Raw genomic sequence first — 20,320 nt, 5'->3', positions numbered from 1 at the left:
GGCCCGGGGCTCGCGTCAGCCGCGGAGGGCGGCGAGGTTCTGGTACGAGGAGGCGGCGTTCTCGAGCGACATCGTCGGCGACGACATGGGCACGCTCGAGGCGTTGTCCTGCTCGTACATGGCGTTGTGGTAGCCCTTCGCGCCGATCCGCTGGAAGAACGTCGTGTAGTCGATGTCCCCCGCGCCGAACGGCACGATCGAGTAGCCGGCGGCGCTGTCGTTCTTCGCGCCGTCCTTGGCGTGGAAGAGCGGGAACCGCGTGGTCTGCTCGGCGACCAGTCCGGCCGGGTCGAACCAATCGTCGACGACCGACCCGTCCGGCGCCGTGAAGCTCTGGTACCGGTGCTGGGCGACGTGCGCCCAGTAGACGTCCATCTCGAGGTAGACGTAGTTCGGGTCGGTGTTCTGGAGGAACCACTCGAGGCGGCGAAGGCCGCTCGAGCGCGTGGGGTTGCCCGATGCGTCGAGCGGGCCGCTGTCGAGCAGGAAGCTGTAGGCCTGGTCGTGGTTGTGCGTGTACAGCTTCAGGCCGTGCGACGCCGCGCGCTCGCCGAAGGTGTTCCAGACCTCGGCCGCGGTCTGCCAGTCGGCGAGGTAGGAGCTCCGGGTCGGGTCGTTGCCGGTGCCGATGTGACCGAATCCGAGGATGTTGGCGATCTCGCACTGCGCGTCGAACTGCGCGAGCGTGGCGTCGGTGACGACGCTCGGGATCGAACCGTGGTTGCCCTCGGCCTCGAGCCCGTTGTCGTCGAGCCAGGTGCGCAGCAGGTGGGCGCCGTCGACGCTGTTGAGGTTGCCGCCCTCGGCGTTGGCGTTCTGGTTGTAGCCGGCGAACTCGATCTGCTTGTAGCCCTGGCGCGCCAGCTCCTCGAGGACCTGCTTGAAGCCCGAGGGCAGGCCCGGGTTCGTCAGCGGGTTGCGGCTGATCGCGTCGCGGACCGTGTAGAGGATGATGCCCCGCTTGCCGGGCGGGACGAGCACCCCGTTGCCGCCCGTTGCCGCGGTCGCGGCGTGGGCGTGCGTGTGGCCGCCGGCCAGGCCCACCGCGGCGGCGGCGGCCATGCCCGTCGTGGCGGCGAGCAGTTGCCGGCGCGTGAGACCCAGCCGGGTCCCGAGGAGCCGGGCGTCGTGCTCGGCCTGTTCCGTCAGTTCATCCATGATGCTCCCTTGCACTGAACCGTTTCCTGAGGTCGGGCCGGAGGCCCGCGACGCGGTGGGACCGCGCCGGATGCGGAGGTCGACCATCTGCCACTCTTCGCACCGTTGCTCGTGAGTTGGCGTCCACGAACTTTTTCGGACACTACGGCATTTGTCTTCGCGCGGTCAAGCAAAAGAATCCGTCTGGCGCGCGGCTTTTAACGTCGCACGGCAAAAGAACCGCGAATGGGGGGTGTGCGGTCATGCGAACCCGGACTGTGGCGCGGCGCGCACCCGCACGGCATGATGGAGCCCGTGGGGAGCCAGAGGCGTTCGGCCGAGGCCGCCGCCGATTCCGGCGATGACGGCGGACGCGCCGCGCGCCGGGTGCAGGGCACCTACTACACCCTGACCCTCGGCAACACGCTCGCCGCCTCGTTCATCTGGGGCATCAACACGCTGTTCCTGCTCGACGCGGGCCTCACGAACCTCGAGGCGTTCGCCGCGAACGCGTTCTTCAGCCTCGGCATGTTCATCTTCGAGATCCCGACCGGTGTCGTGGCCGACACCGTCGGTCGTCGCGCGTCGTACCTGCTCGGCACGGTGACCCTCGCGGCCACGACGGCGATGTACTGGATGCTCTGGGTGTGGCAGTCGCCGTTCTGGGCGTGGGCCGTCGTGTCGGTGCTCCTGGGACTCGGCTTCACGTTCTTCTCCGGCGCCGTGGACGCGTGGCTCGTCGACGCGCTGCAGGCGACGGGATACACGGGCAGCCTCGAGGCGGTCTTCGGCCGGGCGGTCGTCGTGGGCAACGTCGCCATGCTGGGCGGCTCCGTGCTCGGCGGCGTGATCGCGCAGCTGTCGAACCTGGGAGTGCCGTTCCTCATCCGTGCCGGGATCCTCGTCGTGATGTTCGTCGTCGCCGCGGTGCTCATGCACGACCTCGGCTTCACCCCCGAGCGCGGCCTCGGCCCCGTGAAGGCGACCCGCGAGGTGCTCCGCGCCTCCGTGAAGTACGGCCTCGGCCGGCGCCCGGTGCGCTGGCTCATGTTCACCACCCCCTTCACCACCGGCGTCGGCTTCTACGCGTTCTACGCGCTCCAGCCGTACCTGCTCGAGCTCTGGGGGGACGAGGGCGCGTACTCGATCGCAGGGCTCGCGGCGGCGCTCCTCTCCGGGGCGGGGATCGTCGGCGGCTTCCTCGCGCCCGTCGTCCGCCGTCGCTTCCGCAAGCGGACGTCGGTGATCCTCCTCGCGACCATCCTCAGCACGGTCGTGCTCCTGCTGCTCGGGCTCGTCGCGAACTTCTGGGTGGCGGTCGTGCTCATCGCGTTCTGGGGCGTGGCCTCGTCGATCGACGACCCCGTGCATCGCGCCTACCTCAACGACATGATCCCGTCGAGGCAGCGGGCGACGGTGCTCTCGTTCGACTCGCTGCTCGGCAGCGCGGGCGGTGCGGCGATCCAGCCTGCGCTCGGCCGCGCGGCCGACCTCGGCGGATACGGCTTCTCGCTCCTGTGCAGCGGCGCGGTCCAGCTGCTCGCAGCGCCGTTCGTGCTCCTCAGCCGGGCCGAGCACGACCCCGCCGACACCGCGATCGCGGTCGCGTCCGGGGAGGACGGCACGACGGCGGGGGCCGCCGAGGGCTCCGACGACGGTCCTGCGACGGATGCCACGCTGCCGCCGACCACGTGATGACCCGACCCGTCGCGGTCGGAGCCGGCCGAACCCGACCCACCTGAGGAGCCGCACCCGATGCCCCACTCCCCCGCCGCGCCCGCCGACGCCCTCGCCGACCTGCGGGGCACGATCGCGCCGGACCGCCTGCTCACCGAGCCGGCCGATCTCGGCCGCTACGCGCACGACGACGCCGAGTGGGCCGAATTCGCCGACCCGGTCGCCGTGGTGCTCGCCCAGTCCGTCGACGACGTCGCCGCCGCGGTGCGCGCGGCCGCGGCATCCGGCCTGAAGGTCGTCCCGCGCGGCGCCGGGACCGGGCTCTCCGGCGGTGCGAACGCGATGCCCGGCTCGATCGTCGTCTCCCTCGAGCGGATGACGCGGATCGTCGAGATCGACGCCGACGAACGACTCGTCGTCGCCGAGGCGGGCGTGCTCAACGACGACCTGCGCCGGGCCGTCGCCGCGCACGGCCTCTGGTATCCGCCGGACCCCGCGAGCTACCGGATCTCGACGATCGGCGGCAACGCCGCGACGAACGCGGGCGGCATCTGCTGCGTGAAGTACGGCGTCACGCGCGACTACGTGCTCGGCATGACGGTCGTCCTCGCCGACGGCGAGGTCGTTCGGCTCGGACGGCGCACGGCGAAGGGCGTCACGGGCTACGACCTCACGGCGCTCATGGTCGGGTCGGAGGGCACGCTCGGCATCATCGTCGAGCTCACGCTCAAGCTCCTGCCGCTCGGCGGCCGCGAGGACCGCGCGATCGTCGGCTCGTTCGACTCGCTCGAGGCCGCGGGCGAGGCGGTGGCCGCCATCAGCGCGGCCGGCGTCGTGCCGTCCGCCCTCGAACTCATCGACCGCACCTGCATCGAGGCGGTCGACGCCTGGAAGTCGCTCGGCCTGCCGCACGGCGTCGAGGCGATGCTGCTCGCCCGCGTCGACGAGGTGGGCGCGGCCGGCGAGTCGCTCGCCGCGGCGGTGGCCGAGCGGATGTCGCGGGCCGGCGCCCTGACCGTGGAGCGCGGAGCCTCGACCGACGAGGCGGACCGGCTCTTCCTCGCACGCCGGCTCGCCTACCCCGCACTGGAACGGCTCGGGCCGGTGCTCACCGAGGACATCTGCGTGCCGCGCGGGCGTGTGCCCGAGATGCTCGCACGCATCCAGGCGAGCGCCCGCGACCACGACGTCGTGATCGCGAACATCGCGCACGCCGGCGACGGCAACCTGCACCCGCTGATCATCGCGCCCGAGGGCGACGACGCCGCGAAGGGGCGGGCGAAGCGCGCGTTCGACCGCATCGTCGACGACTGCCGCGCGCTCGGCGGCACGGTCACGGGCGAGCACGGGGTCGGTCTGCTGAAGCTGCCGGGTGCGGCGCATGAACTGAGCCCGCGGGTGGTCGACCTGCACCGGGCGGTCAAGCTGGCGCTCGACCCGAACGGCGTGCTGAACCCGGGCAAGGCGTTCCCGGCCTGAGCGGCGCGCCCCCGACTCAGGGCGTGCGCTGCAGTCGCTCGAGCAGGATCCGGTTGAACATGAGCGGCTGCTCGATGTTCGCGGCGTGCCCGTCGCGCGGGATCACGACCGATTCGGCCAGCGGGTTCAGCGCGGCTGCGGCCGCCGCGTGATCGGCCGGCCACAGCTCGCTCTCGGCCCCCGCGACGAACAGCACGGGCACGTCGCACGCCGCGACGACCGGCCGCCAGTCGCGCTTCGCGTGGTCGTCGAGCAGGGCCAGCTCGGCCTCGGTGAACGCGGGCGCGCCGCCGCGCGGCACGTCGAGCGACGTGAGCAGTCGCCCGATGCGCACGAGGCCCTTCGACTTCGCGGGGAACCGGCCCGGGTCGGGGATGCCCGTGGCGAAGAAGGTGTCGCGGTTGCCCGCGTCGTAGTCGTAGAACCCGTGCGGCCAGTCGTCGGCGTTCGCCATGCACGGCGTCTGGTCCACGATCACGAGGTCGCGGATGCGGTCGGTGCCGCGCTCGGCGATGAGCGCCCAGATCGCGTTCCCGCCCATCGACTGGCCCACGAGGGTCGCGTCGCTGAGGTCGAGCCCCTCGAGCAGGTCCAGGATGTCGCGTCCGTGCCGTTCCATCGTCGGCTCGCGGTCGCCCGGCTCGGACTTCCCGTGGCCGCGCCGGTCGAGCGCGATGACGCGGTACCCGGCCCGGGCGAGGGGCTTCACCTGGTACCGCCAGCTCGTCGCGGGCGCCTTGAACCCCGCGACCAGGACCACCGGCCGCCCGCTCGGGTCGCCGTACTCGAGGTAGTTCAGCCGGGTGCCGTCGGATGCGATGAGGTCGACCATGCTCCGCCCCCTTCCGCATCGTGTGGATGCACCCTATCGGGTGCGGGACGTCAGGCGAGCGGCTCGGCCCCGAGATCGCGCACGTGGTAGAACTCGTGGTCCCAGAGCGCGTAGACGAGCCAGGTCGGCAGGATGTACGACGCGGGCATGAAGTCGCGCTGCGAGGCGTGGATCTGCCACCCCTCGAACTTCTTGCCGACCTCGGCGGGCATCGCGTACTCCGGGTTCGGCTGGTTGGCGACGACGAAGGCGCCGGTCTCGCCGCCGAAGGTCGTGAGCGCCTTCGCGGGGCTGATCGTGTAGACGAGGTGGTCCGGCCCGCTGTACGAGCCTCCGGAGGCCTCGAGCTCGGCGATGGCGAGTTCGGTGACGCGGCCCATCTCCATGTGGTCGGCGTGCCCGGTCGCGCCGCTCTCGGGCCAGAAGGCGACCACGACGTCGGGCCGGAACTCGCGCATCACGCCGGCGACGCGCTCGACGAGCTCGTCCTCGTCCTCCTCCGGAAGGCCGCCGTCGGGGTAGTCCCAGACCTCGTGCTCGTCGACGCCGAGGTTGAAGCTGTTCCTCAGCGCCTCGGCCGCGCGGACCGTGCCGAGGTCCTCCTGCCGCGCGACCACGGGCACCTGGTGCCCGGCCTCGCCGCGGGTGGCGGTGATCATCGCCGTCTCGGCCCCCTCCTGCGCGGCGCGCCAGAACAGGCCGTTGACCGTCTGCTCGTCGTCGGGGTGGGCGAAGACGCCGAGCACGCGCTCACCGCCGAGCTCGCCGACGACCGAGTCGACGCCGCGGGCCGTCGGCTCGTGGAACAGGTCGCGACCCGCCCAGTAGGCGGCGCCGATCGAGGCGACGACGACGGCGGAGACGGTGATGAGCGCGACGGTGCGCTTGCGCATGGGCGGGACTCTCGTTCGGGTGGCCGTGGGGAGCGGCGCTGCAGGGGGTGCGCGGGAATGCTACCCGCACGCGCGTCGAATCCCGAATCGCGCTCGGGCGCCGGTCGTCGGCACGGCATCGACGATTCACCGGCGATCCATAGCCGACGCACACGCATCGCCCGTAAGGTCGGTCGAGTCCGAACCGACGCGCCGCGTCGCCCCCATGAAACCGAGGTCCCCATGCCCGCGCCCCGCCGTTCCATCTCACTCGCCGCACTGGTCATCCCGCCGGCCGCGCTCCTCGCGTCCGTCGCGGTCCTCGTGCTCGGCATCTGGATGACGATCGCGGAGAACGACGCGCTCGTCGCCGCCCTGAACAGCCCGGATGCCACGGCCGCCGACGTCTACGGCGGGCAGTCGCGTGTCGTGGTGGCCGGTGCCGTCCTCACCGCGGGCATCCTCGCGGTCGTGATCTCGCTCGCGACCGTCGCGGTCACCGGCACCATCCGGGCGTTCGCGCCGCGCCTCGCGCCGGCCGCGGCGCCGGCGAGCGACCAGGAGGCGGACGGCTTCGGCGACATCGACGACCTCGACACCGACGATCTCGACATCGACGACCTCGACACCGACGATCTCGACACCGACGATCTCGACACCGAGGCGGACCTCGACGGCGTCGAGGCCGTGCCCCGGCCCGCGCACCCGGCCGACGCCGCCGACCCGCGCTGAGGGCGGAGCCGGCGTCAGCCGGCCAGCGTCGTGATGCGCCCGTTCAACTCCGGCACCGCGGCATCCGTCGACCACAGGGCGACCACCTCGTCGGCGAGCCGCTGCTCGAGACCGGCGAGCGCCTTCACGCGGAACGTCACGGCCGCGGCCGGCGCCTCGGCCTTGGCGAAGCCGTCGGCGAGCGAGCGCATCCACGACTCGCTGGCGGCCTTGATCGCCGTGTAGTTCGCGCCGCCCGCGGTCGGCTTCTCGACGGTCGTCGACGAGACGATCGCGACGCGTCCGGCGCTCGAGGCGACGAGGTCGTCCCAGAACACGCGGCTGGCATGGCGGAGCGACGTGAGCGAGCGCTCGAGCAGGCGGTAGTCCTCCTCGGTCTGGCCGGGGATGCCGCCGCCGCCGCGCCATCCGCCCACGAGGTGCACGAGGCCGTCGATGTCGCCGACCTTCGCGTGCACGCGCATGGCGAGCTCGAGCACGTCGTCGCCGTCGGTGAGGTCGGCGCGTTCGCCGACGACGCCCGGGATCTCGACCTCGAGCTCGTCGAGGCGGCCCTGGTGGGTGCCGACGACGACCACCGTCGCGCCCCCCTCGACGAGCGCGCGAGCGACGGCGCGGCCCGAGGCGCTCGTGGCGCCGGCGATGACGATGACCTTGTCCTGCAGGGTGTTCACGGTAGGGGATCCTCTCATGCGTCGCGGTGCGCGCGCTGCGCGCTCCTCGACCACCGGCGCCGGGCACGGTGGTCGAGGAGGCCGCGGCCGAATCGGGACCCGTCAGGCGTCGGCGGCGGTGATGCCCACCGTCGACTCGATGACCGGCTTCATCTTCTTGTCGAGCGCCTCGAAGAACATCGAGAGCGGGAACTCGTCGTCCATCACGAGGTCGGTGTAGCCCTTCGGCGGCCCGGCGAGCACCTCGCGCGGCAGTCCCTCGGCCCAGACCGAGGCCGGGTTCGGCGTGAGCACGCCCCGCACGAGCTCGTACGCGGCGAGCCAGTGCGCGGTCTTCGGCCGGTCGATCGACTTCCAGTAGAGCTCGTCGATCGCGTCCCCGAGCTCGACGACGGCGTCGGGCACCGCGGCCCAGTCGAAGGTGAGCTTCACGTCGGTCCAGTCGAGCACGTGCTTCTGGTGCAGCCACGCGAACAGCAGCTGGCCGCCGAGCCCGTCGTAGTTGCGCACCCGCGACCCCGTGATCGCGAACCGGAAGATCCGGTCGAAGATCACGGCGTACTGCACGAGCTTCGCGTGCTCGAGCAGTTGCTCGTCGATCGCGTCGAGCTCGTCGCCGCGATCGACCCGTGCGCGGAGGCCGCGCTCGATCGTCACCGACTCGCGGAACGCGGTGAGGTCGCAGCGCAGTTCCTCGAGCGAGTAGAGGAAGAACGGCATCCGCTGCTTGATCATGAACGGGTCGAACGGCAGGTCGCCGCGCATGTGCGTGCGGTCGTGGATGATGTCCCACATCACGAACGTGCGCTCGGCGAGCTCCTGGTCGTCGAGCAGCGACGCCGCGTCATCGGGCAGCTCCAGCTTGGTGATCTCGGATGCCGCGCGGACGACCCGGCGGTACCGGGCGGCCTCGCGGTCCTGGAAGATCGCACCCCACGTGAACGGCGGGATCTCTCGCATCGCGACGGTCTCGGGGAACAGCACCGCCGAGTTGGTGTCGTAGCCGGGCGTGAAGTCGACCAGCCGCAGGCTCACGAACAGCTTGTTGCCGTAGTCGCCCGCCTCGAGGGCGGCGATGAACTCGGGCCAGATCGTCTCGACCACGAGCGCCTCGACGTGCCGATCGGACGAGCCGTTCTGCGTGTACATCGGGAACACCACGAGGTGCCTGATGCCGTCGACGCGGTGCAGCTGCGGCTGGAACTCCAGGAGCGAGTCGAGGAAGTCGGGCACGCCGAGCCCCTCGGCCTGCCACTTCCGGAAGTCGGCCTGCAGCGCATCGAGGTACGCGGCCTCGTGCGGGAAGCGCGGTGCGAGCGCGGCCACCGACTCGACGATGGCGTCGACGAGGTCGGATGCCTCGCGGTGATCGGACGCCTCGGGGACCGAGCCGTCCTTCACCTGCAGGGACTGCAGGGACGTGGCCGACTCCTTGAGGCGGAGCCAGGCGGCGTCGTGCTCGACGCCGTCGGCGAGGGCGATGAGCTCGGGGGTGATCTCGATGCGGGCCTCGTCCTCGAGGACCTCGGGTTCGCCAACGATCGTCTGGACACTGCTCTGTGACATCGGAAACCTCCGTTCCTCGTGGGTCGGGCCGCCAGAAGCGGCGTCGCGTGGCGCGGCGGATCCGCGCGCCTTCCAAGGCTACGGGCGAGGGCTCCGCGATTGATTGCGGTCGGGCGCGGGAATGTTGCGTGCCCGAGCCGATCGGCGCGCACTTCCTGCGGTGATCGGCGCGCACGATTCGTCCATCCGGAGCGGCTCGGCGACGCCTTGTACTGAGGAAACCTCGGGAAAACCGGGCGGCGATCCGCGGGGACCCACGGATCCGGGCCGGTCGTCGCCTTCGTAGCGTGATCGTCATCCCGACAGATGGCCCGATCGATGGAAGGAATGGAGCCATGAACAAGAGGACGGCGGCCACGGTGATCGTCACCGGGTCGCTCGCACTGCTGATCGGCGGTGGAACGGCGTCCGCAGCATGGGGCGGTCCGGTCCGAGAGGACCGCGTCCCGTCGGCCGTGGGCCTTGCCCGGGGGCACGTCGTCATCCGAGACGACCTCTCGCCCGCCGTGGCGCAGGGACCGATCTCGGCCGCCGTGGAGCGTGCCGCATCTGCGCCGGAGTTCAGCGCCGACGCGCTGCGCGAACTGCACTCGGCGACGCGGCCGAGCGCCGCGGTCCCGTTCAGCACCGACGCGCTGCGCGAACTGCACTCGGTCGCGGTCCCGGCAGCGGCGTCGTCGTTCAGCGCAGAGGCCCGTCGCGAGCTGCACTCGCAGGCGACCGCGACGAGCAGCGCCGACCTGCAGGGCACGCGGCTCTCCGAGCTCGCCGAGGCGATGCGCTCCTCATCGGCGAACGCCGCGACGATGCAGGGTCAGCGGCTCACCGCCCACGCCGACGCGATGCGCGAGCTGCACTCCGGGGCTCCGGCGACGGAGTCGCCCGCGAGCGACGACGACCTCTCCCCGCTGGGGAGCGGCCGATGAGCCCGGGTCGTCAGCGCACCGACGACGGGCGCGGCAGGTCGGATCGGCCGCCGCGCCCGTTCGCGTCGCGCCCGGCCGTGCGCCGTCGCGCGCCGGGCGTCAGCGCGTAACCTGATCGGGTGAGGGCGGCCACGGTGCGACGCCGACGGACGCGGGGCGCGTTCGCGATCGCCGCCGCGGCGACCCTCCTGCTCGGCCTCGCGGGGTGCGATTCCGCACTCCGAGCCCCCACGACCGATTCCTCCGTGACCCCCGGCACGGCACCGCCCTCCGCGACGCCGACGCACGCCCCGGGCGTCGAGGGCGCGCTGCCCGGTCCGCGCATGGTCCCGGGCCCGGTCGCGCTCGGCGCCGACCGGGTCTCCGCCCTCGTTCCCCGGATCGCGGCGATGCGCACCGAGGGGTTCGTCGCGAGCGCGCGATGGGCGATCCCCCCGGGCGCGAGCGCGTTCGGCGAGGCGCTCACCGCCCGCGTCGCGGCGGCGCTGCGGGGGTACGCCGACGAGCACGGTGTCGCGTGGTCGCCCGGCGTCGACCTCGTGGCGGGCGGCGCGAGCGCGCCGTGCGCGGGCGGGAGCACGTTCTCCGCGAGTCCGACCCGGCTGACCGTCGACTGCACGATCGTGCTGGCCTCCGGCACCGTCGTCGCCGAACGCATCGTCGTCCTCCGGGCGGCGGCCGGCGCGGCGACGCAGGTCGTCCGCGAGGTCTGGTACGCGGATGCCGCCGGCGGCGCGCCGCATGACGGCGCCGCGCTCTACGCCGACGGGGCCGAGGCGAGAGTGCTTTCCCTCGTCGCCGAGGCGCTCCGATCCGCCGGACGCATGGCCGCCGGCGAGGACCCGTTCGCCGGGCTGTCTCGCGAGGCCGCTCGAGCGGCGCTCGCCGATTCGGCGGCCGGGGACGCGGGCGTGGTCGTGACGCTCGTGGTCGCGGGCGGGACGGGGTCGCGGCCGGTGTCGGCACACCTGCCGTGGCGCCTGCTCGCCCCGTTCCTCTCCGAGACGGGAACGGGCGTTCGCGACGCGGCGGTCTCGGGTGCGGCGTACGCGCCGCCGACGGGACCGGCCGCGGCCGACCCCGTCGACTGCGCCCTCCTCGCGTGCGTCTCGCTGACGTTCGACGACGGGCCGAGCTCGCTCACCCCGGCCCTGCTCGATGTCCTCGACCGCGATCGCGTGCCTGCGACGTTCTACGTCCAGGGTGCGTCGGTGGTGAGGAATCCCGAGCCCACGGTGCGGGCGGCAGCGGCCGGCCACGAGGTCGCCAACCACACGTGGGCGCACCCGAACCTCACGAGACTGACGGACGACGAGGTCCGCGACGAGGTGCGCCGGACGCAGGAGGCGATCGAGCAGGCGACCGGCGTGCGGGCGACGAGCCTTCGGCCGCCGTACGGTGCGTCGAACGCGAAGGTCCGCGAACTCGTCCGGCTGCCCTTCGTCGTGTGGGACGTCGACACCCGCGACTGGCAGGACCCGGGCGTCGAGGTCGTGATCGAGCGCGCGGTGGGCGGCGCATCGCGCGGCAGCATCGTCCTCATGCACGACACGCACGAGGCGACGGTCCAGGCGGTGCCGTCCATCATCGCCGGACTCCGGGCGAGGGGCTTCGCGCTCGCGAGCGTGACCGGGCAGTTCTCCGGCTCGCTCCCCGGTGCCGGCGCGCTCGTGAGTCACGGCCCGCGCTGACGACCTCGGCGAGCGCTTCCGAGGTGCCCCGTTCGGCGGGCGGGCACGGGCCGACGAGCCGCACGGGACGGCGCCGGGGGCCGTCCGACACGATCGACCCGCGTGACCTTCGGTCCGCCGCGGGGTGCGGGCGCCGCGGCAGGATACGAGCATGGCCGCCCCGCGCTCGAGACCCGACCGTACGCTCATCGTCATCCTCGCCGTGCTCGCGGCGCTCGTGATCGTCGCGCTCGTCGTGGTGTTCACGCGCGGGGAGCCCGAGCAACTCGACGAGTCGACGCCGGAGGGCGTCGTGCAGCAGTACTCGTCGGCGCTCATCGAGGGGGACGAGGCCGCGGCGATGGAGTACCTCGTGCCGGACCTCGCGGACGACTGCGTCCGCATGACGCTCGGCGACCCCGCCGGCATCCGCGTCACGCTCGTGGACACGACCGAGCGCGACGATACCGCAGACGTCGAGGTGCTCATCGTCACCACCTACGGAGACGGACCGTTCGGCTCGTCGGAGTACGAGGAACGCGGCGTCTTCGACCTCGTGCTCGTCGACGGCGACTGGCGCATCGAGAACGCGCCATGGCCGCTGACCATCTGCGACCCGACGGCGGTGAAGCCGTGAGCGGCTCGCCGGGTGCCGCACCGGCGACCGTCCCACCGGTCCCCACCCGACCCGGCGGTTCGGCGCAGGGCGCCGTGCGCCGGCTCATCGTCTTCGTCCTGCTCTTCGTGCTCGTCACGATCACCGCGATCGGCGTCAGCGGCCTGCTCGAGCGCGTGATCGACGTCGGGCGACCGCTCGCGGGCGGAGGCACCGACGAGCTCGCGCTGCAACTCGCCTTCGCCCTCATCGGGGGACCGCTCGCGGCGCTGCTGTGGTGGGCCTCGTGGGGGCGCCTCGCGGAGCCGGCCGAGCGCGACTCCGTCGCGTGGGGACTGTACCTGGCCGCCATGCTCACCGTCGCGCTCGTGAGCGCGACCACCGCGATCGCGGGGAGCCTCACGACCCTCGTCGACGGCGAGTGGGACCCCGCCGGACTCGCCGTGGGTCTCGTGTGGGCCCTGGTCTGGCTCTGGCACCGATGGATGCTGGGTCACCCCGTGAAGGGTCCGACGCGCCTACGCGGGGTGCCGCTCGTGATCGGCGCCGCGTACGGCCTGATCGTCGGTGCGGGCGGAGCCGTCACCGCCCTTGGTACGGTGTTCGACGCCGCGATCCGCGGTGCCCTGGAGACCCCCATCGTCGGCCGCGACCTGTGGGCCCGGGCGGCGCTGAGCGCGCTGGCGTGGTCGGTCGTCGGCGTGGTGGTCTGGTGGTGGCACTGGGTGCACGACGGCGTGCGTCGCATCCCCACCGCCTTCGCGGCGGTCGCGCTGGTCGTGGTCGGCGTGCTCGGCGGCGGTGCGGCGATGCTCGGCGGCATCGGCACGGCGCTGTTCGTCGGTCTCCGCCTGGCGTTCGACCCGAGCGAGCCGCCGAGTGCGATCGTCGCGCCGCTCGGCACGGCGGTCGCCGCCGCCGGAGTCGGCGCGCTCGTGTGGCTCGTGCACGCCCGCATCGCCGCGGCGCACTCCGACGGCACGCGCCGCGCGGCCGTGCTCGTGATGTCGGGCCTCGGCCTGGTCGCGGCCGCGTCCGGCATCGGCGTCGTCGTGAACGCGCTCCTCGCCGAGCTCGCCGCGCCGATCGCGTCGTCGGGCAACCGCGCGCTGCTCCTCGGCGGCATCGCCGCGATCGTGGTCGGCGGGCCGACCTGGTGGGCGAACTGGAGGCCGCTGCGACGGCCCGACCCCGCCGACGCCGCCGACGTCGGCCGCCGCGTCTACCTGATCGCCGTCTTCGGCGCGAGCGCGGTCGTCGCGGTCATCACGCTCCTCGTGATCGGCTACCGCGTCTTCGAGTTCGTGCTCGACCCGCCGAGCGTCGCCACGTTGGTCGACCGCGTCCGCGCGCCGCTCGGCCTGCTCGTCGCGACCGCGCTCGTGTCGGCCTACCACTTCGCGGTCTGGCGCCGCGATCGGGTCATGATCGCCGAGACCGGGGTGGTGCCGACGCGCCGCATCGATCGCGTCGTGCTCGTCGCCGCGGGCGACACGCGCGCGATCGAGCGCGCGATCGCCGAGGCGACCGGCGCGGGCGTCATCGTGTGGCGGCCCGCGGTCGAGCCCGTCGCCGGGGCCGGGGCCGCGGTCGTGCCGACGGCCGAAGCGGTCGCCGCGGCGCTCGACGGCGTCGTGGCGCGCCGTGCGCTGGTGCTCGTCGGCCCCGGCGACCGCGTCGAGGCGGTCCCGCTCGCCGAGTGAGCCCGAGGACGGATGCCGCGGCATCCGTCGCGCCGACCGTACCGCCGCCGCGCTCAGCCCGCGCGGCCCACGCCCGGCCCGCCCGGCTCACGCCCAGCGGCGCACCGCCCAGCGCTCGAGCAGCCCGACGAGCGCGTCGCTCAGCTTGCCGAGCACGGCGAGCAGGATGATCGCGAGGAAGATCCGGTCGATGCGGCCCGTGTTGCCCGAATCGCTCAGCAGGAAGCCGAGGCCCATCGACGACGCGATGAGCTCGGCGGCGACGAGGAACAGCCAGGCCTGCGCGAGGGCGAGCCGCAGCGCCGCGATGACCGACGGCACGACGGCGGGCAGCTGCACGGTCGCGAAGAGCGTCGGGCCGCGCAGTCCGAACGCGCGGCCGGCCTCGAGGAGGCGCTTGTCGACGTGCCGGAGGGATGCGGCGACGATCGTGTAGACGGGGAAGAACGCCCCGATGGCGATGAGGATCACCTTGGAGTCCTCGCCGATGCCGAACCAGAGGATGAGCAGCGGCACCCAGGCGAGCGACGGCACCGCGCGCACCGCTCCGAGCGTCGGCGAGAACAGCACGTCGCCGAGCCGGGAGAGGCCGACGACCGCGCCCGCGAGGAGCCCGAACAGCGCGCCGAACGCGAAGCCGATGAAGACGCGCTGCGTCGAGATCGCGACGTAGAGTCCGAGCAGCCCGCGCTCGGCGAGGTCGACCGCGGCGAGCCACACCATCTCGGGGCTCGGCAGCTGCGAGACCGGCACCGCGCCGGAGGTCGAGACGAGCTGCCAGGCGGCGAGCAGGGCGAGGGGGATGAGCGCGCCGCCGACGATGCGGAACCAGCGGCGCGAGGTCAGCGGGCGCCGGTCGTCGCGCCCGGCCCGCTGGGCTCCCCCACCCGCTCGGCCGCGGCGGCGAGGGGCGACGGATGCCGCGGCGCGCCGGTCCCCGTCGCCCGCGGGCCGGGCGTCGACGCCGGCCGGCCCCGTGGCATCCGCCGTCGCCACCGGGCGACCGCCGACCACGACGGGTGCCGCGAAGGCCGACCCGACCGACCCGTCGGGCAGGCCCGAGCGTTCCGTGTCCGTCGTCCTCGCGGCATCCGTCGTCATGGTCTGCTCCTGCTTCGAGAACCGGCGCCGCCGGTTACTTCGCGAACCGCTCGGGGTCCGCCTGCGTGACGAACGAGTCGTCGATGAGGGTCGAGAGGGCCTCGTCGACCTGGTCCTGCGAGGCGACGTCGCCGAGCTCGACGAACACCGGGCCGATCTTCTCGAGCAGCGCGACCTGCGCGTCGCCGGGGACCGGGTCGACGTCGAGGTTCGAGCGCTCGAGGATCACCTTCGAGGCGATGGCCTCGTCGAGGCCGGCGACCTCGGCGAGGATCGCAGCGGTCTCCTCGGGGTTCTCGGCGGCCCACGCGCGGGCGCGCTCGTACGCGTCGACGACGAGCTGCGCGAGCGCGGGCTTCTCCTCGAGGAAGGACTCGGTCGCGTTCAGGAAGCCGTAGCTGTTGAAGTCGACGTTGCGGTAGATGAGCGTCGCGCCCGCCTCTTCGGCGCCGGCCATGATCGGGTCGAGACCCGCCCACGCGTCGACGGCGCCGTTCTGGAGCGCGGCCCAGCCGTCGGCGTGCTGGAGGTTCTCCACCGTGATGTCGTCGGGGGTCAGGCCCTCGGCCTCGAGCGTCTGCAGGAGGAAGAAGTACGGGTCGGTGCCCTTTGTCGCCGCGACGGTCTTGCCCTCGAGGTCGGCGACCTCGTCGATCTCGCTGCCCGGCCCGGCCACGATCGCCGACCACTCGGGCTGCGAGTAGATGTCGATCGTCCGGATGGGCGAGCCGTTGGCGCGTGCGAGGAGGGCGGCCGAGCCGGCCGTCGAGCCGACGTCGATCGCGCCCGCGCGGAGCGCCTCGTTGGCCTTGTTCGAACCGGCCGACTGGACCCAGGTGACCTCGAGGCCCTCGTCCTCGAGCCAGCCCTGGTCCTTGATGATGAGGCTCAGCGGGTTGTAGGTCGCGAAGTCGATGTTCAGCGCCTGGCCCTCGAGCGAGTCGCCCTCGGCGACGGCCTCTGCGGGCTGGTTCTCGCCGGCGACGCAGCCGGACAGCAGCAGGGCGGTCGCGGCGGCGCCGGCGACGAGCGCGGTGCGGAAGACGGTGGTGCGGGACACGGGTGGCTCCTTCTGGGTGGGATGGTGCGGCGTCGACGGCGAAGCTGTGGTCGGGCCGTCGCCGCCCGTCAGTACGGGTAGTGGGGGATGGTCGTGGTGGCCTGGATGCCGCGTGCGGCACCGTGCCGGTCGATGCCGAGGCCGTCGAGCAGGCGGCCGCGGAGCTCGGCGAGCTCGGCCGAACCGCGGTCGCGCGGGCGGTGGCCCGGCACGACGACGGTCTGGCGGATGCCGGCTCCCGGCGCGTCGCCGTCGGTGCCGAGCAGCACGATCCGGTCGGCCAGCTGCAGGGCCTCGTCGACGTCGTGCGTGACGAGCAGCACGGTGGTCGGCTCGGCCGCGTGCACGTCGAGCAGGAGGTCCTGCATCTTCAGGCGCGTGAGCGCATCGAGCGCGCCGAACGGCTCGTCGAGCAGCAGCACCTCGGGATTGCGCGCGAGGGCGCGGGCGAGCGACGCGCGCTGCGCCATCCCGCCGGAGACCTCGTGCGGGCGGTGCCCGGCGAACTCGGCGAGGCCGACGAGCTCGAGGAGGCGGGCGACCTGCGCGCGCCCGTCGCGTCGCGCAGTGCCGCGCGGCAGGCCGAGCGCGACGTTCCGCTCGATGCTCCGCCACGGCAGCAGGCGCGGCTCCTGGAAGCCGACCGCGCAGCGCACGTCGTACGGGCGCACCGGGGCGTCGTCGATCGCGACCTCGCCGGAGGACGGGTGGTCGAGGCCCGCGACGATCCGCAGCAACGTCGACTTGCCGCATCCGCTCGGCCCGAGGATGGCGACGATCTCGCCGGCGGCCACGTCGAGGTCGACGCCGCGCAGCACGTCGCGGGTGCCGCCGTCGGGCGCCGTGAACGCGCGCCCGACGTCGCGCAGCGCGACCGGAGCCGCGGGCGCGGCGGTCGCATCACCGGCGGAGGCGGCTCCGGCGGGTGCGGCGGGTGCGGTCGTCATGTCGTGCTCCGGATGGTGGCGGGCGGATGCTCGACGCTAACCGGAACGCGTTCTCCGCCGTCGCGCGCGCGAAGCACGACGTAACACCCGGGCGACACGGAGCGTCACACGGGATCCGGTGCGAGGTTCAGAGCGGCTTGGCCATGTGCAGCGAGGCGACCTCGTAGCCGAGCCCCTCGTAGAGGGCGATCGCGCCGTCGTTGTATCCGAAGACGTTCAGCATGAGCCGCGACGCCCCGTGCTCGCGCGCGACCTCCTCGCCGAGCAGCATCGCGCGCCGGGCGATGCCGCGCCTGCGGAAGGCGGGATGGACCTCGAGGTCCCAGATCCACCAGAGCTCGCCGCGTTCGTTCCAGGGCCCGAGCCAGAGCCATCCGGCTTCGTCGTCGCCGGCCCGGATCGCGTGCAGCAGCTGTCCCTCGACGAGCCGGCCGTCCGGGAAGAAGCGCTCCTCCGACGCGCGGCGCCCCGCGGCCGCCTCCTCGGGGGTGTCGCCGGCCTCCAGCCGGGCCTGCTCGTAGTGGGCCATCGCCGCAGGGAGCCAGGCGGCCACCTCGTCATCGGTCATCCGGACGAGCCGCACGTCGGGTTCGGTCATACGGGGATTCTGCCCCGCGCGCCCGCCGGCGGTGCGGCGAGGCTCGCGGGGTTGCCAGAATGATCCGCATGGCGAGAACCGTTCGGGGCGCGAACCTCCTGATCACCGGTGCTGCAGGCGGCATGGGCCGCATGTACGCCGAGCGTGCCGTGGCAGAGGGCGCGGCATCCGTCGTGCTCTGGGATCGCGCCGCCTCGGCGCTCGCGCGCACCGCCGACGAGGTCGGACAGCAGGCGCGGGGGCGCACGCGCGTGCGCTCGTACGTCGTCGACGTCGCCGAGCCCGGCGGGATCGCGAAGGCCGCCCACAAGGTCCGGCGCGAGGTGGGCGACCCGGACGTCCTGATCAACAACGCCGGCATAGTCCGCGGCAACCGCTACTTCTGGGAGAGCCACGCGGGCGACGACGTCCGGCCCACGATGCTCGTCAACGCGCTCGCGCCGATGTACGTCGCGCACGAGTTCCTGCCCGCGATGATCCGCTCCGGCCGCGCGGCGCGGATCGTCAACATCGGCAGCGCAGCCGGCACGCTCGCCAACCCGCGCATGGCGGTGTACGCCGCGTCGAAGGCCGCGCTCAACGGGTGGAGCGACTCACTGCGCCTCGAGCTCCGCCAGGCCGGGCACCATCACGTCGCCGTGACGACGGTCACGCCGTCGTACATCGCCACGGGCATGTTCCGCGGCGCACGCGGACCGTTGCTGGCGCCCATCCTCGAGCCCGAGTACGTGGTCGACCGGGTGTGGCGCTCCATGCTCGACGGCCGCGCCCTGGTCGAACTGCCCCGGAGCGTGCGACTGTCGCGGGCCCTGCGCGGTCTGCTGCCGACCCGGGTGTTCGACCGCGTCGTCGGGCAGGGGTTCGGGGTGTACCGCTCGATGGAGGGGTTCCGCGGCCGCGACTGAGCGTTCGCCGCGACCAGGTGGGGGCCGAGCGACTCAGTCGTCGCTCTTGCCCTTGTCGTCGCTCTTGCCCTTGTCGTCGCTCTTGCCCTTGTCCTCGCTGTTGCCCCTGCCGCTGTTGTCCGAGTCGTCGTCTCCGTCGTCGTCGGCGTCGTCGTCCGGGTCCTCGACCGGCGCGGAGGGCGGGGTCGGCGTCGACGCGGCGATCGCCGCCTCGAGGTCGGCCCGCACGAGGGCGATCGCCTCGGTGATGGCCGCCGCGCGGTCCGCATCGAGGCTGCCGTCGGCGGCCGCCGCGTCGACCTCGGCCTGCAGCGTGTCGAGTCGCGCGAGCGCGTCGGCGAAGTCGCCGGCCGACGATGACTCGGCGATCGAGACGACCTGCGACCGGAAGCCGGTCGCGTCCTCGTTCGAGGCCTCCGGCCCCGGTGCGCAGCCGGCGAGTCCCCCGGCGAGGGCGATGGTGACGGATGCCGCGGCCACCGCGCGGCGCAGGCGAGCGGTCATGGCGACACCGCCTCCTCCAACTGGTCGAGATGCACGCCGAGGTCGCCCTCGACGCTCGGCATCGGCGCTTCGGACGGCGTCGTCGGCGTGGACTCCGCCGGGGTGCCGCCGCCCGCGAGTGCGCCCACGGTGACCGGGATGACGATGGCCGCACCGACGACGACCGCGGCCGCCGAGAGGCCGAGGACCAGGCGTCGCGGCAGCCGGCGCCGCTCGCCGCCGTCCTGCGGTGCGGTCGACGGTGCGGGTGCCGCGCCGACTCCCGTGAGCACGCGCGTGGCCGCCGTGGCGTCGTCCGGTTGCGCTCCGACGTCCGTCCGCGTGGCGGGGAGGATGCGGGTGTCGTCCTCGGCCGCCGGCGGGTGCAGGAGTGCGGTGGTCGCGCCGGTCGAGGCGTGCGACTGCTCGTCGATCCCGAGCGACTCGGTGGCGAGCGCCACGTCGAGCGCCGACGGCCGGTCGGCGGGGTCGCGCGCGGTCATCGCGGCCAGGAGCTCACGCCACTGGGCGGGCAGGTCGCCGGGGATCTCGGGGTCGCGCACGAGGCGCGCGCTCGCCGACTCCAGCGCCGGCCCGGGGAACGGCTGCCGGCCCGTGAGCGACTCGAGCACGAGCAGCCCCAGCGCGTACACGTCGGCGCTGCTGCCGACCGCCTCGCCCCTGACCTGCTCGGGACTGAGATAGCCGGGCGTGCCGATGATGCGGCCCGTGGCGGTCAGCCGCGACTCGTCGAGCAGGCGTGCGATGCCGAAGTCGGCGAGCTTCGCGTTCCACCGGCGGGTCGGCAGGTGGGCGGATGCGAGCAGGACGTTCGCGGGCTTCACGTCGCGGTGCACGATGCCGCGCGAGTGGATGACGTGGAGGCCCTCGGCGAGGTCGGCCAGCATGCGCGCCGTGTCGCGGCGGGGGATCGGTCCCCGCTCGAGAACCTTGCGGAGATCCTCGCCCTCGACGAGCTCCATCACGAGGAACTCGCGCCGCGTGGCACGATCCTGCGCCGCGTCGTAGAGCGTGACGAGCGCGGGGTGCGTGAGGCTGGCGAGGAGCGCCGTCTCGGAGCGACGGCGGTCGGCGTCGTCGATGCCCTCGGTCGAGGCCGTGAAGACCTTGACGGCGACGCGTCGCCCGAGTGCGAGGTCGTCGGCGCGGTATACGGCGGCCATGCCGCCCCGGCCGATCAGGCCGTCGACCCGGTACCGATCGTCGAGGATCGACCCGACGACCGGGTCGGTCGCCGCGCCCGCGACCTCTTCCGTGGGGGAGTCCATCCCACGAAGGGTAGCCCGTCAGCCTGAACGCCAGAACGGGGTTGCGGACGACC

19 protein-coding genes are annotated in these 20,320 nt (G+C 73.3%); 8 read left to right on the top strand and 11 right to left on the bottom strand.

The features are described from left to right. Positions 1–15: 15 nt before the first annotated feature. Positions 16–1,158, bottom strand: a complete 1,143-nt coding sequence (locus tag ACULK2_RS16770; RefSeq protein WP_445967998.1) for a sugar phosphate isomerase/epimerase family protein — start codon at positions 1,156–1,158, stop codon at positions 16–18. A 366-nt stretch (positions 1,159–1,524) separates the two neighbouring features. Between ACULK2_RS16770 and ACULK2_RS16765 the strand changes: the two genes are divergently transcribed. Then, complete coding sequence (locus ACULK2_RS16765; protein WP_445968222.1) at positions 1,525–2,832, top strand: MFS transporter; 1,308 nt, start codon at positions 1,525–1,527, stop codon at positions 2,830–2,832. A gap of 60 nt (positions 2,833–2,892) precedes the next feature. Continuing rightward, positions 2,893–4,293, top strand: a complete 1,401-nt coding sequence (locus ACULK2_RS16760; protein WP_445967999.1) for an FAD-binding oxidoreductase — start codon at positions 2,893–2,895, stop codon at positions 4,291–4,293. 16 nt (positions 4,294–4,309) lie between these two features. Here the strand turns inward: ACULK2_RS16760 and ACULK2_RS16755 are convergent, their stop codons facing one another. Next, the gene (locus tag ACULK2_RS16755; RefSeq protein WP_445968000.1) at positions 4,310–5,125 is read right to left on the bottom strand and encodes an alpha/beta fold hydrolase; all 816 of its coding nucleotides are present in this window, start codon (positions 5,123–5,125) and stop codon (positions 4,310–4,312) included. 50 nt (positions 5,126–5,175) lie between these two features. Further along, positions 5,176–6,018, bottom strand: a complete 843-nt coding sequence (locus ACULK2_RS16750; protein ID WP_445968001.1) for a PIG-L deacetylase family protein — start codon at positions 6,016–6,018, stop codon at positions 5,176–5,178. A gap of 222 nt (positions 6,019–6,240) precedes the next feature. Between ACULK2_RS16750 and ACULK2_RS16745 the strand changes: the two genes are divergently transcribed. Continuing rightward, positions 6,241–6,729: a hypothetical protein gene (locus tag ACULK2_RS16745; RefSeq protein ID WP_445968002.1), complete on the top strand. Its 489-nt coding sequence runs from the start codon at positions 6,241–6,243 to the stop codon at positions 6,727–6,729. 14 nt (positions 6,730–6,743) lie between these two features. Here the strand turns inward: ACULK2_RS16745 and ACULK2_RS16740 are convergent, their stop codons facing one another. Continuing rightward, complete coding sequence (locus ACULK2_RS16740) at positions 6,744–7,403, bottom strand: SDR family NAD(P)-dependent oxidoreductase (RefSeq protein ID WP_445968003.1); 660 nt, start codon at positions 7,401–7,403, stop codon at positions 6,744–6,746. Between the two features lie 102 nt (positions 7,404–7,505). Then, the gene (locus ACULK2_RS16735) at positions 7,506–8,969 is read right to left on the bottom strand and encodes a DUF6421 family protein (protein ID WP_445968004.1); all 1,464 of its coding nucleotides are present in this window, start codon (positions 8,967–8,969) and stop codon (positions 7,506–7,508) included. Positions 8,970–9,304: 335 nt separating this feature from the next. On the opposite strand from ACULK2_RS16735, the gene ACULK2_RS16730 reads away from it, so the two are divergent. From ACULK2_RS16730 to ACULK2_RS16715, 4 genes are all read left to right on the top strand, one after another. Continuing rightward, positions 9,305–9,895 (top strand): hypothetical protein, encoded by a 591-nt coding sequence (locus ACULK2_RS16730; protein ID WP_445968005.1) that lies wholly within the window; start codon positions 9,305–9,307, stop codon positions 9,893–9,895. A 119-nt stretch (positions 9,896–10,014) separates the two neighbouring features. Further along, complete coding sequence (locus ACULK2_RS16725; protein ID WP_445968006.1) at positions 10,015–11,586, top strand: polysaccharide deacetylase family protein; 1,572 nt, start codon at positions 10,015–10,017, stop codon at positions 11,584–11,586. Between the two features lie 151 nt (positions 11,587–11,737). Further along, positions 11,738–12,202 carry an LpqB family beta-propeller domain-containing protein gene (locus ACULK2_RS16720; protein WP_445968007.1) on the top strand — a complete coding sequence of 155 codons (465 nt, stop codon included), beginning with the start codon at positions 11,738–11,740 and terminating at the stop codon, positions 12,200–12,202. Continuing rightward, the gene (locus ACULK2_RS16715) at positions 12,160–13,884 is read left to right on the top strand and encodes a DUF5671 domain-containing protein (RefSeq protein WP_445968008.1); all 1,725 of its coding nucleotides are present in this window, start codon (positions 12,160–12,162) and stop codon (positions 13,882–13,884) included. The genes ACULK2_RS16720 and ACULK2_RS16715 overlap by 43 nt, the downstream gene beginning before the upstream one ends. A gap of 87 nt (positions 13,885–13,971) precedes the next feature. On the opposite strand, the gene ACULK2_RS16710 is transcribed toward ACULK2_RS16715, so the two are convergent. From ACULK2_RS16710 to ACULK2_RS16695, 4 genes are all read right to left on the bottom strand, one after another. Then, the gene (locus tag ACULK2_RS16710; protein ID WP_445968009.1) at positions 13,972–14,985 is read right to left on the bottom strand and encodes an ABC transporter permease; all 1,014 of its coding nucleotides are present in this window, start codon (positions 14,983–14,985) and stop codon (positions 13,972–13,974) included. Between the two features lie 34 nt (positions 14,986–15,019). Beyond that, complete coding sequence (locus ACULK2_RS16705; RefSeq protein WP_445968010.1) at positions 15,020–16,045, bottom strand: aliphatic sulfonate ABC transporter substrate-binding protein; 1,026 nt, start codon at positions 16,043–16,045, stop codon at positions 15,020–15,022. 68 nt (positions 16,046–16,113) lie between these two features. Further along, a complete protein-coding gene (locus tag ACULK2_RS16700; RefSeq protein WP_445968011.1) occupies positions 16,114–16,992 on the bottom strand; it encodes an ABC transporter ATP-binding protein in 879 nt (292 codons plus the stop codon). 127 nt (positions 16,993–17,119) lie between these two features. Then, a complete protein-coding gene (locus ACULK2_RS16695; RefSeq protein WP_445968012.1) occupies positions 17,120–17,590 on the bottom strand; it encodes a GNAT family N-acetyltransferase in 471 nt (156 codons plus the stop codon). Between the two features lie 68 nt (positions 17,591–17,658). On the opposite strand from ACULK2_RS16695, the gene ACULK2_RS16690 reads away from it, so the two are divergent. Further along, positions 17,659–18,495: an SDR family NAD(P)-dependent oxidoreductase gene (locus ACULK2_RS16690; RefSeq protein ID WP_445968013.1), complete on the top strand. Its 837-nt coding sequence runs from the start codon at positions 17,659–17,661 to the stop codon at positions 18,493–18,495. Positions 18,496–18,528: 33 nt separating this feature from the next. On the opposite strand, the gene ACULK2_RS16685 is transcribed toward ACULK2_RS16690, so the two are convergent. Further along, a complete protein-coding gene (locus tag ACULK2_RS16685) occupies positions 18,529–18,999 on the bottom strand; it encodes a hypothetical protein (protein WP_445968014.1) in 471 nt (156 codons plus the stop codon). After that, positions 18,996–20,267, bottom strand: a complete 1,272-nt coding sequence (locus tag ACULK2_RS16680; protein WP_445968015.1) for a serine/threonine-protein kinase — start codon at positions 20,265–20,267, stop codon at positions 18,996–18,998. Before ACULK2_RS16680 ends, ACULK2_RS16685 begins: the two co-directional genes overlap by 4 nt. Positions 20,268–20,320 lie beyond the last annotated feature (53 nt).

Source organism: Agromyces molybdatiresistens, from assembly GCF_052748445.2.
The sequence above is the reverse complement of the archived record's forward strand: the minus strand, read 5'-3'. Positions and strand labels throughout refer to the sequence as shown.